Origin of the sequence: Heliomicrobium gestii (assembly GCF_009877435.1) — a bacterium.
GTDB lineage: Bacteria > Bacillota > Desulfitobacteriia > Heliobacteriales > Heliobacteriaceae > Heliomicrobium > Heliomicrobium gestii.
The window spans coordinates 58,393-76,139 of record NZ_WXEX01000015.1 but is presented as its reverse complement, the minus strand read 5'-3'; the positions used below and the strand labels follow the sequence as shown (position 1 = coordinate 76,139).

The window sequence follows — 17,747 nt, the reverse complement described above, 5'->3', positions numbered from 1 at the left end:
GTGAGAAGAATCAAAATGAATGAGAGGATTGATCCTGTTGCGCCCCTTGTATCGCATCCATCGGAGCAGCCGCAAATCAGTCGCGCTGATCCTGGCATTGCTGCTTTTATGGAGTTGTTGCTTTCCCTTCGTAGCAGCCCAAGCCGCTGCGGACGATCCGGCTGTCAAGGCCGGTGAACTGGCCGCTAAGGCTGTTGATTTCATCCACGGCAAAGGGCAGAACGGTGAAAGCATCGACGGGTATACGGCAGCCACCCTGATCGCGGCCAAAGAGGATTTAAGCGCCGCCAAGTGGACACCGCCCTACTCTATATCGGTGAAAGGACAACTGCTCGCCGAGGCCGACGCATTAACCATCGGCCATGAAGTCGGAAGTTCGAACAACCTGATTACATACCTGTTGGCCAACCAAAACGCCGACGGCAGCTTCGGCCCCTACGCGAACGAATACGGCACAAAAGTCAACATTGAAGCCCTGGCCCGGATCAAGGACGACCTGCCAGCGGGGGCACTGAAGGAACGGGTCGTACAGGCCCTTGCCAAGGGGGGTGGCTTCCTGCGCGACCGCTATGCCCAGAGCAGGGAGACCTATTCCAACGGCGGGTTCGCCACTTTTGACGCTCGCTTCGTCGCTTCCCTGACCCTTGCTGGCGCAGACCTGGCCCAATCCCCCTGGCTGCGCGACGGAAAGACGCTGCGCGATCAGGCGGTTAGTGACGCCGTCTATGCCGCCGAGAACCCCGCCGGCCGTAGCGCCACCGAGTTGGCCAAACACCTGACAGCCCTATCTCTCCTCCAACCGGGTCATGAAAAAATCGACCTGTTGGGGAACGCCATTCGCGGCCAACAGCAGACCGTCGGCGACAGCGTCTACTTCGGCGCTTCCATTTATGATGATGTGGCTGTGCTCAGCGCCCTCGGCCAAGGCAACCAACTGGGGGATATCGATCCCGTCAAGGCGCTTGCCTATCTCAATATGTATCGCACCGCCCACAGCGATGACTGGGGAACGCCGGCCGGCGTCGCTTACGGCAGTTACAGCCCGGAAGAGCCGGAGTTGACGGCTCAAGTCCTATCGGCCCTCTCCGGCTTCACGCACGGGAGAGATGTCGATGCCGCCGTCGCCGACATTGAAACCTATCTGAAGTCGATACAGCGCAAGGACACCGCTGCCATCCCCGTTTCCGGCGACAGCAGCACCACCACCGCCGAAACGCTGATCGCCTTGAAACGGTTGGGGCTGACTTTCGACCAATACGCCCGAGTCGATACCGGATGGGCGAAAGAGCCGCCGGTCAAACCGTTGGCCCTTTCCCTCCTGGCCATGGAAGCGCTCAAGGAAGGTGATCGCGCCAACAGACTGGCCGATATGCTGCTGGCGCGCCACAGTCCGCAGCAGGGCTTTTCCAACAGCATCTACAGCGATGGCTGGGCCTATCTCGCCTTAGGGGAAGCCGGTAAAAACGGGACGATCAAGGATGATGCCCGCGCCTATCTGCTGGGCAAGCAACAGCAGAACGGCGTCGACAAAGGCGCCTGGGGGGAGAGCTTCGGCAGCGTCTTCTACCCCGATTTCATGGCCACCGCCCAGGCGATCCGGTCGCTGAAAAGTTTGCCTGCCGTCGATAACGACACCGATGTCCAACAGGCCATCGCCGACGGGCTGGCCTATTTGAAGAGCAAACAACAGGTCGATGGCGGCGGTTTCGGCGGCCCCTATGACGATCCGGTCGTCGATACGGCAGAGCTCGTCATCACCATGAAAAAGATGGCCCTCAATCCCGCCGACTTGAAAGACAGCAACCAGCACAGCCCCGTCGACTGGATGTTGACGAAGGCTCTCAATGATGACGGCAGTTTTGGCGGCAGCCGGAATGTCTTTGGCGCGACAGAAGCCTTAGCGGCGTACCTGGCCTTGGGAGCGCAACTGAACGGCGGTGGAACCGGCGGCGGAACAGGCGGTCCGACAGATCCGCAGGGCGACTCAGCCGAAGTGAATGTGGCCGTGATCGGTCCGGCGGGCGAGAAACTCTTCGGACCTGCCACGGTTACTGTTCGCCGTGATGGGCGTTGGGGAATGACCGCCCTCGGGACACTGGAAGGCGCCAGTGTCAGTTACACGGAACGGAGCGGCTTTGTCACAGCCATCGCCGGCCAGTCCAACCAGGGATTGTCCGGCTGGATGTTCAAGGTGAACAACGTCACCCCCATGATGGCCGCCAAAGACAAGGCGATAAAAGGGGGAGACAAGGTCATCTGGTGGTACAGCGTCGACATGAACAACACTGGTCCGACCTGGTCGGATGTGGTCAGCGGCAAGAACCTGGGAGGGGGCCAAACAGGCGGCGCCGTCCCTGCCGGTGTCAACGAACAAAACAGCCGCCTTCCGAAAGCCTTGCAGGTGACGAACAAGGCAATAGAGGCATTGGAAAACCTGAAAAAAGACGCTCCGATGGCGCAAGCAACGCCGTTGGCCGCCGCTGGTCCCCAATTGGCCCTTCTGCAGGTGGTTGGCGAATACCGGCCCCTCTCGGATCAGGCCTATCAACAGCAGCAGCGGGAACTGACCGAGAATCGAGTGGCCTTGCAGCAGGAAGTGAAGGCCGATCAGGGCGCCGTACTCGCCGACGCCAAGGGAGAAATCGCCCTGGCCGTGCCCGCCAACGCGTTGAGCGGGGACACCAAACTGACCATCCAAGAAATTGCAGCCCCTTCGTCAACGGATCCGTCGGCTCAACAAGCGCCTTCAGGATTCGCCTTCCTTTCTCCCACTTATCGGTTTGGTCCTGACGGCACGACCTTCGCCAAACCGGTCACCGTCGCCTGGCGCGTGGCTCTGCCGCCGGCGGTGAAACCGGAGGACCTGGCCCTGGCGGTGTTCGAGGAGAAAACAAAAGCCTGGATGAGGTTGCCCGCCGTCTTCGACGGGACAAAAGGCGTCTTCCTGGCGCAACTTCCCCATTTTTCCGACTATGCCCTGATGGTGAAAAAATCCGTCGAAACCGTTCCGGCGGCAGCCAACAAGGTCCAAGCCGTTTTTGTCGATCTGGCGGGATTCGAATGGGCCGCCGAAAGCATCCGGCGCTTGTCAGACGCCGACATTCTCCGCGGTGTAGCGCCCGATCGATTTGAACCGCAGCGGACGGTGACCCGGGCGGAGTTCGCCGCTCTGCTCGTCCGTTGCCGGCAACTGCCCGCAACGGGTCAGGCGAATTTCCGCGACGTCCAGCCCGATGACTGGTACGCCCCGCCGGTGGCCGCCGCTGTCCAGGCCGGCATCGTCAAGGGTGACCCTGACGGCGCCTTTCGTCCTGTCGATCCCGTCACCCGAGAAGAGATGGCCGTCATGGTCGGCAAGGCCTTGCACTGGCAGACGGAAGAGTCGGCAGCGATCTCCTTCATCGATCAGGAATCCCTCTCTCCCTGGGCGCGCCCTTGGGTGGCGCAAGCGGTGCGGCTGGGGCTGCTGCGCGGCTACGCAGACGGCAGCTTCCAACCGCAAGCGAAAGCCAACCGGGCGGAGGCGGCGGCGCTCGTCGATAAGCTGATGAAGCAGACGCCTGCGGCGAAGAGCAACTGAAAGAGACCATCGATTCCAGAGGAGTGGAGATGAAGGCTATGGCGAAACGAATCGGGTGGCACTGGGGATTTTTGCTGCTGCTCGTGGCGCTGCTCTTCGGAGCGGTCACCCTCTCAGGCAAAAGCGGCGTCCCGGAAAACGCGCAAGCGCCGCCGTCCCCAGTCAACACGGGTTTTGCCGCAAACCCAACCAACGCCGTTGACCGGCAAGAGAACGGGCAATCAGCGCCATCGCCGTCGAAAGGGGAAGGAACGCAGAGCGGCGTTCCTTCCGCCGGGGCAGGGGAGACGGTCAATTTCGCCTCCCCACCGGTCACGAACGCAGGCAAGTCACCGGAGGTTCCGGCTGCGAGGGATGGCGACAAAGAGGCCGGGACAGGGAAAGCGGCCTCGACGACCGGAGAGGTCCCCAAAGGCCTCTCAGTGATGGTTGCTGTCGTCGGCCAAAAGGGGGAACTGCTTTTCGGACCGGCGAGCGTCGTCATCGCCGCCGATAACCGGTGGGGCGGCAACGCGCTGGGCGCTCTCGACGCCACAGGGCTGCGCTACGGCATGAGCCCGGCCTACGGGAGCTTTGTCACCAGCATCAACGGCCAGGCCAACCGGGGCATGCGCGGCTGGATGTACAAAGTGAACGATGAGACGCCCATGGTGGGCGCCAATGAAAAGACGGTGCAAAAGGAGGATCGAGTCCTCTGGTGGTACAGCAACGAGATGGACGCGCCCAGCCCCGATTGGGAGGCGCTGGCGCAACAACGGCAAGGAGGAACGCCATGAACAGACAAGCGTCGGCGGCTGCCGGTTGGCCGCGAAGGGCTCCAGGTATGACTCCGGTGAAAAACCAGGCCTATGTCTGGATGACGGTTCTGACGATGGTCTTATCGACACTGTTATGGGGCATCCAGCCGGCGATCGCTGCTCCCCAGACGACAGCGGAAGCGAGCGGCGCCAAAGCAGCCGGCGCAGTGAGCGGCATTAATGGAGCCGGCGCTTTGAGATCCGTCGATGCAGCCGCTGCGAGCCGGGCCAATGCAGTTGATGCAGTGAGCCGTGCCAATGCAGCCGGCGCTGTAAGCCGCGCCTGCGAAAACCTGATCGCGAAGGAACGCCAGGAAGGCGCCTTGTCCTCCTGGGCCTATGTGGCGCTGAGCGCAGCCGGTCGCGATGTGCGAACAGCCGGCTATAACCGGACGGTCTCCACCCAGTCGACCCAGGCTGCCGAGACCGGCGACGCCAGCGATACAGCTACATTGATATTTCTGCTTCGAGCCGGTGGAAAGAATCCTGCCGATTATGAAGGGCGAAACATTGTCCAGGAACTGCTGGCGATGCAATCGCCTTCCGGCAAGTTCGCCGATAACCGCTTTGACGGCGGTGAGCGACTGGTCAACGCCCACATCTGGGCGATCCTGTCGTTGACCGCCGCCGGAGCAGAATGGCCGGCCGAGTCGAAGGAAAAAGCGCGCCAGTGGCTCCAAGATCAGCAACACGCCGACGGTTCCTTTCATTGGGACAGCCAGAACCGGACCATGGCGGATGTCGATTCGACGGGCATGGCCTTGATGGCCTTAGCGGCCCTCGGCGAGACGGCTGATCGTCCCGCCGTTCAGAGAGCCGTCGCCTATTTGCAATCGACGCAAGAGCCGAGCGGCGGGTTCGCTTCCTGGGGAGCCGAGAACCCCGAAAGCATCGCCATGGTCATCAACGCCCTGTCGGCATTGGGTCACGATCCCGCTTCAGCGGCCTGGCATCAAAGCGGCGGTGGCCCCATCGACGCCTTGTTGCGCTTCCAGCGCCAAGACGGCGCTTTCACCCATGTCTCCGGCGGCAATGCTGATGAGATGGCCACCTTCCAGGCCATCCTGGCCTTGCGGGCGGTGTGCGATGGCAAGCCTTTTTTCGTCACTGTGGCTCCAACACCGGTAAAGACGGTGAATCCAGCGAGCCAACAAGCCGTTTCGCCGGCAACCCTGCTGGGGGCGGCCCCATGAGCGACGATTCGTCAAATGAGCTTTGGAAGGGAAGCGCCTCTTTTCTGGCGAGCCTGCACCCGGCAGCGGCGATGAGCTACATTGCGGCGCTCCTCTTTCTCTTGATGTTCATCGACCACCCGCTTTTTCTCATCGGCGTCTTCGCCGTTCAGGCGGTCGCCATCGCTGCCGCCGGCCGGTGGGACCAGTGGAACGAGACCATGGGCATGGCCTTGCCCATGTGCGCCATGATCCTGATCATCAACCCGCTCATGGTGCGGGCAGGGGAGACCGTCCTGTGGACCGGACCGGCGGTTCCCCTGCTCGGGCCGCTGTTCATCACCGTCGAGGCCGTCGCTTACGGCGCCGCCATGGCCTTGAAACTGCTGAATGTGTTCAGCCTTTTTTTCATTTATAGCGCCATCGTCCAACCGGACGACCTGCTGCGCCTCTTTTCGGGTTTGGCCTTTCGATCGGCCCTGGTCATCTCCCTGGCCACACGGCTGTTTCCGACGATGCGCCGGCGTCTCAAAGGGATCCGCGAGATCCAGGAACTGCGCGGCGTCCGCTTTGACGAGGGGAGCCTCCGAGAACGGATGGTCAAGTATGCCGGGCTGGTGGAGGCGCTGCTCCTGTCGTCCTTGGAAGACGCCATGGAGACGGCGGAAGCCATGGAGGCGCGCGCCTTCGGTGTGGGACCTCGTTCCACCCACCGGCGAAAGCCTTGGCGGCGGCGCGACAGCCTTTGCGTGAGCGGCGCCCTGTTCGCCCTTCTCGCCGCCGTGGCGGGTGTCGCCGAAGGGGAACTGCTCTATGTCTATTATCCGGTCCTCGATCCCCTGCGCGCCGACGGGGTGACCCTTTTGTCTGTAAGCGGTATTCTGGCAGGCCTGTTGATCCCGGTCATCATGAATTGGGGGTGGCGCAAGTGGACCTTTATTCGATCGACCATCTGACCTACCTCTATCCGGAACAGAAAGAGCCCACCCTGCGCATCGATGGCTTGGCCATCGAAGAGGGGGAGTTTATCTTGGTGGCTGGCGAGTCGGGATCGGGAAAATCGACGCTGGTGCGCGCCCTCGCCGGCCTCGTTCCCCGTTTTTACGGCGGCCGGTTCGGCGGCGAACTGCGCTACCGGGGGCGTCAACTGATCGATCTGCCCCGTCAGGAATTGGCCCGCGAGGTGGGCATTGTCTTTCAAGATCCGGAGAAACAACTCGTCATGACAGAGGCGGAAGCCGAAATCGCGTTCGGCCTTGAAAACCTCGGTCTTCCTCCGGAAGAGATGGCGGCGCGGATCGCTGAAGTGATGACCTTTTTTCAACTCGCTTCCGTAAAGGGCCGGGAGATCTGGACCTTGTCGGGCGGACAGCAACAGAAGGTGGCCATCGCCTCTGTGCTGGCCATGCAGCCCCGCGTCCTGATCCTCGATGAACCGACATCCCAACTGGATCCGGCGGCGGCTGAAGAGATCCTCAGTTTCCTAAAACGCCTGAACGAAGATCTGGCGATGACGATCATCCTGGTGGAGCAGCGGCTGGAACGGTGCTTTCACCTGGCTGACCGCGTTCTCTATATGGAAGGGGGCGCTGTCGCCTTTGACGGTTCGCCGGGCGAGATGGCCCAGTGGGGGGCAGAGCGCTCCCTGCCGGTTGCGCCGCCGGTGGCGCGCTTTTTTGCCGGGATGGGCCTATCGCCGGTGCCGATCACTGTCAAAGCAGGGCGGAAAGCGCTGCGCGTGCTGCTTCCCCAGCAAGGGGCGCAGGATCACCTGCCCACAACTTCCGGCAACATCACAGAGGCGGCGCCCATCTCGGCGTCAGCGGTGTCAGCACCGTCTGCAGACACTGCTGACGATAGCCGTTCAGGGAAAGCTAACCAGCTGAAGGCATCGCCTAGGCAGGGCGCAATGGTTTCTTTGGAGCGGATCTGGTTCAACTATGCCAACGGGTGGGAGGCCTTGCAGGATGTCACCCTGAACGCGTCGCCAGGTGATTTTGTGGCGCTCTTGGGACCGAATGGCGCCGGAAAATCGACCCTTTTGCGGCTCATCGCCGGGTTGATCAAACCGGGGCGGGGCCGGCGTTCCCTTTTTACGGAAATGCAGGGGAGCGGTATGAATCAGGCGGACCTGACCGGCTCCATCATGAAGCGGGCGAAGACCGGTCATCCTGTCTCCGGCGGGCGGATCGGATACCTGGCCCAGAACCCCAACGACTACCTGCTTCAGGATACGGTGGAGGCGGAAGTGGCCTTCGGACGGCGCAATTTCGGACTCCCTGACGATGGGACGGTAGAAGGTCTCCTGCAAGAGCTTCATCTCGAGGCCTACCGGAGCGTCCATCCTCGCGATCTGAGCGGTGGGGAGCGTCAGCGGGTCGCTATCGCCGCCGTCCTGGCCACCGAACCGGCGCTCCTCTTGCTCGATGAGCCGACCCGTGGGATGGACGTGCGACTCAAAGAGGAGTTGGGCGCTTTGTTGCGCCGCAGGGCCGATGCGGGCGCCTGTGTGATCCTGGTCACCCATGACGTGGAGTTCGTCGCGCGCTATGCGGCACGGGCGCTGCGGCTGGAGGGCGGTCGGGTGGTGAGAGACGACGCCATATTGCCGGTGCTGCGCGATTCCCTCTTTTACTCCACCCAGATCGGCCGCTTGTTCCGCCATGTGGCGCCCGATCTGTTGACACCGGAAGCGGCATGGGCGGCATACCGCGACCGGCGCGGGCTAAGGTCGCTCGCGGCGAACGCAGCGCCATCCCAACCATCACCGGGGGCAGCGCCGGCACGCAAGGCCGAAGGAAGGGAGTCGAGCGCCCATGTGGCCCGCTTGGCATGAATGGCGAACGAAACTGCAAGTCCCCGTCATCCTCATGGTGGCCGCCGGTTCCCTCTTTGCCAGCCTGATCGGAAAAAATATCATCGGGCGGCAAGGGTGGGGATTGCTGGCCCTGGAGATGATCTTTTTAGCGCTGTTGCTGCTCTTTTGGGCCTTTGAACGCAAAGAGATCTGTTCCCGTGAACTGTCCATGATCGCCGTTTTGGGCGCGCTGGCGGCGGTGGGGCGGGTTCCCTTTTCGGCATTGATGGGCATCCAGCCGATCACCTTTTTGACCATCCTCTCGGGAACGGTCTTCGGTCCGCGGGCCGGTTTCATGGTCGGCGCGACAGCCGCCCTGGTGTCGAACTTTTTTCTCGGTCAGGGACCCTGGACGCCCTGGCAGATGTTCAGTTGGGGCATGGCCGGTGTGTCGGCAGGGCTGCTGGCCCGCTTTTTTCCCAACCTCGGACGGCCGTGGATGATCGCCTTCCTTTTTGCCTGGGGTTATCTCTACGGCTGGATCATGAACCTCTGGCATTGGAGCGCCTTCGTCTACCCCCACACGGTCCAGACCTTCCTGCTCACCTACCTGGCGAGCGTTTCCTTTGACACAGTTCATGCCATCGGCAATTGTCTCTTTTACGCCCTCTTCGGCAAGCGATTCACCACGATCCTGCAGCGCTTTCGAAACAAACTGCGGGTGGTGGTGATTCAAAACAGCATGCCCCAGGAAAAGGGGGTCGTTTAAATGTTGTGATAGAGATAGAACAGGAGACGAAAAAGGGGCCTTTCCGAAAAAACGGAAAGGCCCCTTTTCGCCGAATGCGGCGGAAGCGCTTAGAGAGAGAAGGGAAGCGACACGAGAGCGTCCAACGGCGTAAACTCCTTGCCCATCGCCTCGGCGACAGCCTGGAAGGTGATCTTCCCGTTGAGGACGTTGACGCCGCGGGCCAGGGCGATGTCGCTCTGGACGGCGGATTTCCAGCCCTTGTTGGCCAGCTTGAGGGCGTAGGGGAGGGTGGCGTTGGTGAGGGCGAAGGTGGAGGTGCGGGCGACAGCGCCGGGCATGTTGGCGACGGCGTAGTGGACGACGCCGTATTTTTCGTAGGTGGGATTGGCGTGGGTGGTGACCCGGTCGATCGTTTCCACACAGCCGCCCTGGTCGATGGCCACGTCGACGATGACCGAACCGGGCTTCATCAGTTTGACCATGTCCTCAGTGACCAGCTTGGGCGCCTTCGCGCCGGTGACGAGGACGGCGCCGATGACCAGATCGGCTTCAGCGACCGCTTCTTTGATGTTATAGCTGTTGGACATGAGGGTCTTTAAGCGGGTGCCGAAGACATCGTCCAGGTAGCTCATGCGGGCGACGCTCTTGTCGAGGATGGTCACGTCAGCGCCCATGCCGACAGCGATCTTGGCCGCATTGGCGCCGACGACGCCGCCGCCGATGATGGTGACCTTCGCCGGCAGCACGCCGGGGACGCCACCGAGCAGGATGCCCTTGCCGCCATGGGGCTTTTCGAGGAACTGAGCGCCGATCTGGACGGCCATCCGTCCGGCCACCTCGGACATGGGGGCCAGCAGCGGCAGGGAGCCGTCGACCGATTGGATCGTTTCATAAGCGATGGAGACGACTTTTTTCTCCTGGAGGGCTGCTGTCAACTCCGGCTCTGGCGCCAGGTGCAGGTAGGTGAAGAGAATCAGGCCTTCCTTAAAGAGAGGGTACTCCTGTGGAAGGGGTTCCTTGACCTTCATGACCATGTCTGCCTGTTTCCACACCTCGGCCGCCGTCGCCTCCATCACAGCGCCGGCGGACACGTACTGGTCATCGCTGATGCCGGAGCCCATGCCCGCTGCGTGTTCGATAATGACCTTGTGTCCGGCCTTCACCAGGGTTTCCACACCGGCAGGGGTGATACCGACGCGATTCTCGTTGTTTTTGATCTCCTTCGGAACGCCAACGATCATGGACGACAGCCTCCTCAATAGAATTTCCTATTGCGACCATATTACCACAAAATTCGCCGGGCAAACTTGCGAAAGTATTTTCAAATAACTTATTGTTAGGAAAAAGACGATCAAGAAATCCGTAACCGGAACATTTGCCAGATTGTCGATGAAGATGATAATTTATGATGATAGTCCAGGGTAAGTCTAAGGGTATAAAGCCGGTTCGACAGTACAAAAAATCGGCAGCCCTGTCCCAGGCTCGATGTCATTAATACGCTACATAGGAGGCCTTTCGTTGATTCATAGCGAACGAATCCAAGCGCTTACAGAGGCGCCTCCTCATCCGGGGCGCTATGTCCTCTACTGGATGCAGGCCAGCCAGCGGGCCGAAACCAACCATGCATTAGAGTACGCCATTGGGGAGGCCAATAAACAGGGCCTGCCTGTGCTTGTCTTTTTCGGACTGACGGGAGGCGTGCCCGGCGCCAACGCTCGTCATTACCGGTTTTTATTGGAGGGGCTCTGTGATGTCCGGGAGACCTTGCGCCGCCGGGGCATCGCCCTGATCGTCCGGCGCATCCCGCCTGTCGAAGGGGTTGTCGCCATCGCTCGCCATGCCGCCCTTGTCGTCACCGACCGGGGCTACCTGCGCTACCAGCGCCAGTGGCGGGAGGCCGTCGCCTCTCGCATCGACTGTCCCTTTATCCAGGTGGAAAGCGATGTCATCGTCCCTGTGGAGACGGCGTCGCCGAAAGAGGAGTATGCCGCCGCCACCTTCCGGCCAAAGATCAGACGACTCCTCGACGCCTACCTGGTTCCTTTGCAGGAGCGGGATGTCGCCTATCCGGTCCGGGATGGGGCGGCGTTGCTCCAGGGCGACCTTCCCGGCGACGCCGTTTTTTCTGACGAAACAAAAGAACCATTAGATCGCCAAGCAGGCGAGAAAGGCTGTGCCGGTGAACAGGCGTACGCGATCGAAGGCTGTGACGACCCCCTCGCGTCGATCCTTGTCGCGCTTTCTGTCGATTTGTCTATCCCTCCCGCCGCCGGTTTTCGCGGTGGTTCTAGGGAGGCCCGCCGCCGCCTCGACAACTTCCTGCGCCTCAAGCTCTCCCGTTACCATGAAGACAAAAACGACCCGTCCCTTGACGGCCTGTCCGAATTGAGCCCCTATTTGCATTTTGGGCAGCTCTCGCCGCTGGAGGTGGCCCTAAAAGCCCGCGCCGTTTGCCAGGCCGGCGGCGGAGCGAACAAGGAAGCCCTTTTGCGGGAAACGGAAGCGCCTCCGGCCGCGGCAGCCGAGGTCGCTCCCGGTCTAGCCGCCTTTCTGGAAGAACTGATCGTCCGCCGCGAACTGGCCATGAACTTCGCCTACTACAACCCTGGGTATGACCGTCTGGATTCCCTGCCCGCCTGGGCGCAGGCGACACTGCATACCCACCAGGCCGATGGCAGAGAATTCAACTATACAAAGGCGGAATTGGCCGAGGCGCGCACCCATGACCGCTTCTGGAACGCCGCCCAAAAGGAGTTACTGCTGCGCGGCAAGATGCACGGCTATATGCGCATGTACTGGGGCAAAAAGATCCTGGAGTGGACGGCCGAGCCAGAAACCGCTTTTCAGATCGCCGTCGAACTAAATGACACCTACGCCCTTGACGGGCGCGATCCCAACGGCTACACCGGCATCGCCTGGTGCTTCGGCAAGCATGACCGGCCCTGGGGAGAGCGGGCCATCTTCGGCAAGGTGCGCTACATGAACGCCGCCGGGCTGCGTCGCAAATTCGATGTGGACGCCTATGTGCGACGCGTGGAAAATTTGGTCGCCGAGAGCGAAAAAACCATGAAAACCGGGGTTTGACAAATCCCGAGTGCCGTGGTAAACTATGCTCCAAGAAATCCTATTAAATTACTAGGATATGCAGGGGATTCCTTGCTTTCAGCGACGAAGAATGACAACCAAAGAAACCGCAGGTTTTTCCAGAAAACAAATCAGAGCAAAACAGTGAGATACCAAGAGGTGATGCCATGAAACTCTCGACTAAGGGACAATATGGGGTGCGGGCGATGTTCGAACTGGCCCTGCAGTACGGCCAGGGGCCCGTCTCCTTGAAGCTCGTCGCCGAGCGACAGGACATTTCCGAGCATTACCTCGAACAGATCATCGCCGGCTTGCGCAAGGCGGGTCTCGTCAACAGCATCCGCGGCGCCCAAGGGGGCTATGTCCTCGCCAGGGAACCGGCAGGCATCACTGTCGGCGACATCATCCGCGTGCTCGAAGGACCCGTGGCCCCTGTCGACTGTGTCAACGACGATATGCCCGAGCGCTGCACCCGGGCCAACCAGTGCATCTCCAAACGAGTCTGGGCCAAGGTGCGCGACTCGATCGAACAGGTCATTGATTCGATCACCCTGGCCGATATGTGCAAGGAAGCGGAAAAACTGAAATATAATGAAGGCGCCTTCATGTACCACATCTAGCGCCGCCACTTGAAATTCGGAGGAGAGAGAGCCATGCGACGTGTTTACCTCGATCACGGCGCGACAACGCCCGTACATCCCGCAGTCGTCGAAGCGATGGTCGACTGCATGCAAAACCATTTCGGCAACCCGTCGAGCGTCCATTCCTTCGGCCGGGAAGGCAAAAAGCTCCTGGAAGAGGCGCGGGCGAATGTGGCCAGCCTGATCGGCGCCCGTCCCGAAGAGATCATCTTCACCAGCGGCGGCACCGAGGCCGACAACCTGACCATCTTCGGCGTCGCCCGGGCCCTGCGCAAAAAAGGCAACCATGTCATCACCTCGGCGGTGGAGCACCACGCCGTGCTGGACGCCTGCCAGGCGCTGACGAAAGAAGGCTTCGAGCTCACCGTGCTGCCTGTCGACGAGTATGGCATGGTTCGTGTCGAGGACGTGAAGGCGGCCCTCAAGCCGGAGACGATCCTGGTCACGATCATGCACGCCAACAACGAAGTCGGCACGATCAACCCGATCAAGGAGATCGCCCAACTCGTCAAGGCCCATGGCGCGGTTATGCACACCGACGCCGTTCAGACGGTCGGCAAGATCCCTGTCGATGTGAACGACCTCGGCGTCGATCTCATGTCCCTCTCCTCCCACAAAATCTACGGCCCCAAAGGGGTCGGCGCCCTCTATATCCGCAAAGGAACCAAGCTGTCCCCTGTCACCCACGGCGGCGGCCAGGAGCGCAAGCGCCGCCCCGGCACAGAGAACCTGCCGGGCATCGTCGGCTTCGGCAAAGCCGCTGAGATCATGGCGCGCGAACTGCCCGAAGAGATGGGCCACATGGGCCGGTTGCGCCAGCGCCTGATCGAAGGCCTGCTGACCATCCCTGACGTGAAACTCAACGGTCACCCGACGGAGCGCATCCCCATCAACGTCAACGTGTCGATCCGTTACGTGGAAGGCGAATCGCTGCTCCTCATGCTGGACATGAAAGGCATCGCCGGCTCTTCCGGCTCGGCCTGCACCTCGGGCTCCCTGGACCCCTCCCATGTCCTGCTGGCCATGGGCCTCAGCCACGAAGTGGCCCACGGCTCGCTGCGGCTGACACTGGGTCGCGACAACACCGAGGAAGATATCGAATATGTGCTGGACGTGCTGCCGCAGATCGTCGAACGACTGCGCGCCATGTCTCCGCTCTATGCCAATAAGGAGGGCTGAGGAATGTATACCGATAAAGTGATGGATCACTTCATGAATCCCCGCAACGTGGGGGAGATCGAAAACGCCAGCGGTGTCGGCGAAGTCGGCAACGCCACCTGCGGTGACATCATGCGTATTTATCTCGATGTCGAGGACAACATTATTAAAGACGTCAAGTTCAAAACCTTCGGCTGTGGCGCCGCCATCGCCACCAGTTCCATGGCGACGGAACTGATCAAAGGCAAGACCATCGACGAAGCGCTGGAACTGACGAACAAGGCTGTCGCCGAAGCCCTCGGCGGCCTGCCGCCGCAAAAGATGCACTGTAGCAACCTGGCCGCTGATGCGCTTCACAAAGCCATCGCCGATTACAAGGCGAAGCAAGAGGAAGCGAAGTAGTAACGAGATAACAAGACCCGTAAAAATGCATCCCGGATGGGCCCAGCCTGTCCGGGATGTCGCTGTAAGCAAGACAGAATCAATAGTGAAGGAAAAGGGATTCAAGTGAAAGAGACAGTCGTAGTGGCAATGAGCGGCGGCGTCGATTCTTCTGTGACGGCCGCTCTTTTGTTGGAACAAGGGTATGACGTCATCGGCGTCACCCTGCAGATCTGGCCGAAAGACGCGCCGGAAGGGGCCGAAGGGGGCTGTTGCTCCCTCTCCGCTGTCGAAGACGCCAAGCGGGTCGCCTTCAAACTGGGCATTCCTCATTACGTGATGAATTTTCGCGACTACTTTGAAGCGGAAGTCATCGACTATTTCGGTCGCGAATACCTGGCCGGCAACACGCCCAATCCCTGCATCCGTTGCAACCGCGTCATCAAGTTCGAGGGCCTCCTGCAAAAATCTCTCGCCCTCGGCGCTTCGAAGGTCGCCACAGGCCATTACGCCCGCATCGAGCAAGATGACGTCACGGGCCGCTATCGCCTGGGCCGGGGCGTTGACGCGAACAAGGACCAGTCCTACGCGCTCTTTAACATGACCCAAGAGCAGCTGTCACAGACCCTCTTCCCGCTGGGCCGTTTTACCAAGCCGGCGATCCGTGAAAAGGCGGCACAACTGGGCCTGGCGGTCGCCTCCAAACCGGACAGCCAGGAGATTTGCTTCATTCCCGACAACGACTACCGGCGTTTTTTGGAGGAACGCTACCCCGGCCATCCCTTCCAGCCCGGTCCCTTTGTCGATCAGGAAGGCAAGGTCATCGGGACCCACCGAGGACTCCCTTTTTACACGGTCGGCCAGCGCAAGGGCCTCGGCGTTGCCTTCGGCTACCCGGCCTACGTGATCGCCCTCGATGTGGAACATAACGCCGTCGTCATCGGCCCTGACGAAGCGGTCAAAGGCCGGCGGCTCCTGGCCGACGACCTGAACTGGATCGACATCGCAGGCTTGACCGGACCGATGGAGGTGGATGCCAAGATCCGCTACAGCGCCCCGCCGGCGAAAGCGGTCATCTCCCCTTCAGAAGACGGAACCTCGGTCATCGTCGATTTCGCCGCCCCCCAGCGGGCGATCACGCCGGGACAAGCGGTTGTCTTTTACCGGGGCGATTGGATCGTCGGCGGCGGCACCATCGTCCGTAACCTCGATGTGAAGCTGCCGGAGATCCGCTACCCCGAGCCGAAGCCGGTGAAAGGGGCGAAGGCGATACGGGGGCCGGCGCAACGAAGCGGCGCCGCTGAGTATAAAAGATGACCTGTAGCGTCAACAATAGATCATGGAATCGTTCCCAAACCGGCGCCAATGCAGACGACGAGGGGAGACGCCCCCAGGAGTGTTAAAAGGAAGAGATGTCATCCATCTGCCTGTGGTTCACCCTGCAACGGGCAAGACCCTCGGCCGGGTCACCGACCTGATGGTCGACACCCAAGAAGGCCGCGTGACGGGGCTGCTGCTGGAAGCCGAGGGGGAGAAGGCGAATCGCCGGCTCGACTGGGCGCAGGCCACCTATGACCAGGACGTGATCCGGACCGATGCCGAGCCGGCGCCTCATGATCCGGCCCATCCTGCGCTCGCGTCCTCCGAGTCGCCGAATCCTGCGCCCGGGCTGGAAGAGCCGGCCCATCTGGAACAAGCGCCGCACGATACAGATGTTCACCCAGCCTCCCCCGGCGAAGCATCCCCGGCGGCTGCGGATTTTCTCAGCCTCTCCCGTTGTGAAGGCCATCCGGTGCGGACCCAAGCGGGCCGCCCCTTGGGACAAGTGGGCGACCTCCTCTTCGATCCCGCCCAGGGCCAACTGACAGCGCTCGAGGTGTCTGACGGCCTGATGCAGGACTTGCTGACCGGCCGGCTCCAGCTTCCTTGGCCGGACGTGACGGAATGGCGGACCGACTCGGTCATCGTCGCCGACCACTGGCAGGACGCATGGCAGCGGGAGCGGGAATAGCAAACGGAGGGATTTCCATGAGCTGCCCTGTCTGCGGCGGGAAGCAGGTTGGCAAGGTTGGCGTAAACCAATACTACTGCTGGAATTGCTTTATCGAGTTCAATGAACGACAAGAGATCTTCGAGGTCGCCGAAGACGGCAGCCTGATGGCCCTGGAACCGGATCCGCCGTTGATGGACCTCGATGGGGCGAACGTGGCGCCGACATGAACCGAACCTTTCGTTGATGAGGCATGCCTTGAAGAAGTAAAAAGCCCGCGCACATGGCGGGCTTTTTGATTTCTCGGAGGGAAAAAAGTGGAGGTGGAGGCGGCGTTGTCTAACGGGCGTTGGCGCATCCTGCTTGTGGCCGGTTTCTGGGTGATCCTGCTGCTCCTGGCCTACCTGGTGCGGCAGACCCTTCTACCCTTTGCCATCGCCTTTGTGCTGGCCTACCTGCTCTATCCCGGCGTGATCTGGCTGGAAAAGCGGGGTCTCGGGCGCATCGTGAGCATCCTCGCCGTCTTCGCCGTCGTCCTCGGCGGTTTCGGCAGCCTCGTCGCCTTTGGCTTGCCGCGCATCTTCGGCGAATTGAACCGCTTCAGCGTCCAACTCCCCCAATACAGCCAGGAACTGCAGGCATGGCTCACCCGCATCCAGCAGGATATGATCCAGGCCGGCTTTCCGCCGGGGATCCAACAGGTTTGGAGCGAAACGCTTTCCAGGGGGGAAGGGACGCTGCTGGCGGCGGTGCGCTGGGTCTTGCAGAGCGCCGTCAGCCTGGCCGAAAACGCCCTCGACATCGTCCTGATCCCGGTGATGAGCTTTTATTTTCTCCGTGACTGGGAAGCCATCGGCAAGGGGAGCCTGCACCTGGCGCCCCAGCGGCTGCGCGCCCATGTGCAGATCGTCGGCGGGGAAGTGAACCGGGTCCTGCGGGCGGTCGTCCGCTGCAACTTTCTCATGGCCTTCGTCGTCGGCGTGCTCACGACCGTCGGCCTCACCCTGATCGGCCTCGAATACAGCCTGCTGATCGGCATCATCGCCGGCATCGCCGACCTGATCCCCTACTTCGGCCCGCTCATCGGCATGGCGCCCGCTGTCGTTGTGGGCCTGCTCGAGTCGCCCCGGCTGGCCCTCTACGCCGTCCTGGTCATGATCATCGTCCAGCAGATCGAATCGAACCTGCTCCAGCCGAAGCTGTTGGGCGACTCGGTGGGCTTGCATCCCTTGGCCGTCATCTTCGCCCTGCTCGCCGGCGGGCACCTCTTCGGCATCGTCGGCCTGCTCCTGGCCGTGCCGGTGGCGGCGGTGGGGAAGGTGGTGGGGCGGTATGTGCTGTTGAAAGTGTTGGTATAAAGAAAAGATCACGTTCAAGGAAAAATCCCCCTTTCTTT

15 protein-coding genes are annotated in these 17,747 nt (G+C 61.3%); 14 read left to right on the top strand and 1 reads right to left on the bottom strand.

The window, feature by feature from the left end; all coding sequences use genetic code 11:
* Positions 1-19 precede the first annotated feature (19 nt).
* The 6 genes from GTO89_RS15205 to GTO89_RS15180 are packed head-to-tail and all read left to right on the top strand — an operon-like array spanning position 20 to position 9,115.
* A complete protein-coding gene (locus GTO89_RS15205) occupies positions 20-3,580 on the top strand; it encodes an S-layer homology domain-containing protein (RefSeq protein WP_161262948.1) in 3,561 nt (1,186 codons plus the stop codon).
* Positions 3,581-3,618: 38 nt separating this feature from the next.
* A complete protein-coding gene (locus GTO89_RS15200; RefSeq protein ID WP_161262947.1) occupies positions 3,619-4,356 on the top strand; it encodes a DUF4430 domain-containing protein in 738 nt (245 codons plus the stop codon).
* On the top strand, positions 4,353-5,570 hold the full coding sequence (locus GTO89_RS15195) for a prenyltransferase/squalene oxidase repeat-containing protein (protein ID WP_161262946.1): 1,218 nt from the start codon (positions 4,353-4,355) through the stop codon (positions 5,568-5,570). Before GTO89_RS15200 ends, GTO89_RS15195 begins: the two co-directional genes overlap by 4 nt.
* Positions 5,567-6,505: an energy-coupling factor transporter transmembrane component T gene (locus tag GTO89_RS15190; protein ID WP_161262945.1), complete on the top strand. Its 939-nt coding sequence runs from the start codon at positions 5,567-5,569 to the stop codon at positions 6,503-6,505. Before GTO89_RS15195 ends, GTO89_RS15190 begins: the two co-directional genes overlap by 4 nt.
* On the top strand, positions 6,478-8,385 hold the full coding sequence (locus GTO89_RS15185; RefSeq protein ID WP_161262944.1) for an ABC transporter ATP-binding protein: 1,908 nt from the start codon (positions 6,478-6,480) through the stop codon (positions 8,383-8,385). Before GTO89_RS15190 ends, GTO89_RS15185 begins: the two co-directional genes overlap by 28 nt.
* Complete coding sequence (locus GTO89_RS15180) at positions 8,366-9,115, top strand: ECF transporter S component (protein ID WP_161262943.1); 750 nt, start codon at positions 8,366-8,368, stop codon at positions 9,113-9,115. The genes GTO89_RS15185 and GTO89_RS15180 overlap by 20 nt, the downstream gene beginning before the upstream one ends.
* An 89-nt stretch (positions 9,116-9,204) precedes the next feature.
* On the opposite strand, the gene ald is transcribed toward GTO89_RS15180, so the two are convergent.
* Positions 9,205-10,338 (bottom strand): alanine dehydrogenase, encoded by a 1,134-nt coding sequence (gene ald / locus GTO89_RS15175; protein WP_161262942.1) that lies wholly within the window; start codon positions 10,336-10,338, stop codon positions 9,205-9,207.
* A 277-nt stretch (positions 10,339-10,615) separates the two neighbouring features.
* Here ald and GTO89_RS15170 point away from each other — a divergent pair, with 277 nt between their 5' ends.
* The 8 genes from GTO89_RS15170 to GTO89_RS15135 all read left to right on the top strand — a co-directional run bounded on the left by GTO89_RS15170 (position 10,616) and on the right by GTO89_RS15135 (position 17,709).
* Positions 10,616-12,181 (top strand): deoxyribodipyrimidine photo-lyase, encoded by a 1,566-nt coding sequence (locus GTO89_RS15170; protein ID WP_235920511.1) that lies wholly within the window; start codon positions 10,616-10,618, stop codon positions 12,179-12,181.
* 167 nt (positions 12,182-12,348) lie between these two features.
* Positions 12,349-12,801, top strand: a complete 453-nt coding sequence (locus GTO89_RS15165; protein ID WP_161262941.1) for an RrF2 family transcriptional regulator — start codon at positions 12,349-12,351, stop codon at positions 12,799-12,801.
* A 33-nt stretch (positions 12,802-12,834) separates the two neighbouring features.
* Positions 12,835-14,001 (top strand): cysteine desulfurase NifS, encoded by a 1,167-nt coding sequence (gene nifS, locus GTO89_RS15160; RefSeq protein WP_161262940.1) that lies wholly within the window; start codon positions 12,835-12,837, stop codon positions 13,999-14,001.
* A 3-nt stretch (positions 14,002-14,004) separates the two neighbouring features.
* Complete coding sequence (nifU, locus tag GTO89_RS15155) at positions 14,005-14,382, top strand: Fe-S cluster assembly scaffold protein NifU (RefSeq protein WP_161262939.1); 378 nt, start codon at positions 14,005-14,007, stop codon at positions 14,380-14,382.
* Positions 14,383-14,487: 105 nt separating this feature from the next.
* Complete coding sequence (mnmA, locus tag GTO89_RS15150; protein ID WP_161262938.1) at positions 14,488-15,678, top strand: tRNA 2-thiouridine(34) synthase MnmA; 1,191 nt, start codon at positions 14,488-14,490, stop codon at positions 15,676-15,678.
* A 79-nt stretch (positions 15,679-15,757) separates the two neighbouring features.
* Entirely contained in the window at positions 15,758-16,372 is a 615-nt protein-coding gene (locus GTO89_RS15145) for a PRC-barrel domain-containing protein (protein ID WP_161262937.1), read from the top strand.
* Positions 16,373-16,389: 17 nt separating this feature from the next.
* On the top strand, positions 16,390-16,581 hold the full coding sequence (locus tag GTO89_RS15140) for a hypothetical protein (RefSeq protein WP_161262936.1): 192 nt from the start codon (positions 16,390-16,392) through the stop codon (positions 16,579-16,581).
* A gap of 87 nt (positions 16,582-16,668) precedes the next feature.
* Positions 16,669-17,709: an AI-2E family transporter gene (locus GTO89_RS15135; protein WP_161262935.1), complete on the top strand. Its 1,041-nt coding sequence runs from the start codon at positions 16,669-16,671 to the stop codon at positions 17,707-17,709.
* Positions 17,710-17,747 lie beyond the last annotated feature (38 nt).

What these genes read in the sequence shown, in the direction of transcription:
- GTO89_RS15200 (WP_161262947.1), top strand. Translation starts at nt 3,619, where the DNA reads ATGGCGAAACGAATCGGGTGGCACTGGGGATTTTTGCTGCTGCTCGTG.
- nifU (WP_161262939.1), top strand. Translation starts at nt 14,005, where the DNA reads ATGTATACCGATAAAGTGATGGATCACTTCATGAATCCCCGCAACGTG.
- GTO89_RS15195 (WP_161262946.1), top strand. Translation starts at nt 4,353, where the DNA reads ATGAACAGACAAGCGTCGGCGGCTGCCGGTTGGCCGCGAAGGGCTCCA.
- GTO89_RS15140 (WP_161262936.1), top strand. Translation starts at nt 16,390, where the DNA reads ATGAGCTGCCCTGTCTGCGGCGGGAAGCAGGTTGGCAAGGTTGGCGTA.
- GTO89_RS15190 (WP_161262945.1), top strand. Translation starts at nt 5,567, where the DNA reads ATGAGCGACGATTCGTCAAATGAGCTTTGGAAGGGAAGCGCCTCTTTT.
- GTO89_RS15205 (WP_161262948.1), top strand. Translation starts at nt 20, where the DNA reads ATGAGAGGATTGATCCTGTTGCGCCCCTTGTATCGCATCCATCGGAGC.
- GTO89_RS15165 (WP_161262941.1), top strand. Translation starts at nt 12,349, where the DNA reads ATGAAACTCTCGACTAAGGGACAATATGGGGTGCGGGCGATGTTCGAA.
- GTO89_RS15180 (WP_161262943.1), top strand. Translation starts at nt 8,366, where the DNA reads ATGTGGCCCGCTTGGCATGAATGGCGAACGAAACTGCAAGTCCCCGTC.
- nifS (WP_161262940.1), top strand. Translation starts at nt 12,835, where the DNA reads ATGCGACGTGTTTACCTCGATCACGGCGCGACAACGCCCGTACATCCC.
- ald (WP_161262942.1), bottom strand. Translation starts at nt 10,338, where the DNA reads ATGATCGTTGGCGTTCCGAAGGAGATCAAAAACAACGAGAATCGCGTC.